A 1,196-nucleotide genomic window follows, 5' to 3' on the forward strand; every position below is an offset into this window, starting at 1 on the left:
CGGTCATACTGGCAAATACAATTTTTGCTAATGCCATATCGTCCTCCTCAATTTATCTTTCTCCATTATATCACATCTTTTTCATTTTAAAAATAAAAACTCTTGTGCTACAATGAAATAAGAAAGAATTGAGGTCACTTATGGAAATTTGCCATCAAATTTTAGAAAAAATTAAAGCATACGATACCATCATCATTCACCGTCACATGAAACCAGATCCTGATGCCTTAGGAAGTCAGGTTGGACTCAAAGCACTTCTGGAACACCATTTCCCAGAAAAAAAAATCAAGGTAGTTGGTTATGATGAGCCAACCCTAACATGGCTTACAAAGATGGATCAGGTAGAAGACAAGGATTATCAAGGTGCGCTTGCTATCATCTGTGATACAGCAAATACCGCTCGTATCGATGATAAACGTTATACTAATGCTGAAACCATTATTAAAATTGATCACCATCCAAATGACGAAGTCTATGGAGATCTTGTTTGGGTAGATACCAACTCTAGCAGTGCCAGTGAGATGATTGCTCTCTTTGCTGAAGCAACTAACCTAGAATTATCCGACTACGCTGCTAAAATGCTCTGCGCTGGAATTATTGGCGATACCGGTCGTTTCCTTTATCCGTCTACTTCTGCTCGTACCCTTCGAATTGCTAGTAAACTAAGAGAACATAACTTTGACTATGCTGAATTAACACGTAAAATGGACACTATGAGCTTTAAAATTGCTAAACTTCAAGGTTATGTCTATGATCACCTAGAAGTTGATGAAAATGGTGTCGCACGTGTCATACTGACTCAAGAAATTCTAAAAACATATCAAGTAACAGATTCTGAAACAGCAGCCATTGTTGGAGCTCCAGGCCGTATCGATACAGTTAATCTTTGGGGAATATTTGTGGAACAAGCAGATGGCCACTATCGCGTTCGACTTCGCAGTAAATTCGTTCCAATCAATGGTGTTGCAAAAGAACATGATGGTGGAGGTCACCCACTTGCAAGTGGTGCTAACTCCTATAGCCTAGAGGAAAATGAAGTCATCTACCAAAAATTAAAAAACTTACTGAAAAAATAGATAAAAAGCTTGCCAAACTTATCAGAATCTGATAGACTAGTATGGTAACAATCTATGGCTCGCAAAGAGACCATGGCAGAAAGGAAATATTGCAAAATGAAAAAAGATATCCATCCAGAA

At 38.1% G+C, this 1,196-nt stretch carries 1 protein-coding gene; it reads left to right on the top strand.

Annotation, left to right across the window (positions count from 1 at the left end; translation table 11 throughout):
* Positions 1-140 precede the first annotated feature (140 nt).
* Positions 141-1,076, top strand: a complete 936-nt coding sequence (locus E7C97_RS09490) for a bifunctional oligoribonuclease/PAP phosphatase NrnA (RefSeq protein ID WP_316109074.1) — start codon at positions 141-143, stop codon at positions 1,074-1,076.
* The last annotated feature ends 120 nt before the right edge of the window (positions 1,077-1,196 follow it).

The sequence above is a fragment of the Streptococcus sp. genome, from assembly GCF_032481935.1.
In the GTDB taxonomy this organism is placed as follows: domain Bacteria; phylum Bacillota; class Bacilli; order Lactobacillales; family Streptococcaceae; genus Streptococcus.

What these genes read in the sequence shown, in the direction of transcription:
- E7C97_RS09490 (WP_316109074.1), top strand. Translation starts at nt 141, where the DNA reads ATGGAAATTTGCCATCAAATTTTAGAAAAAATTAAAGCATACGATACC.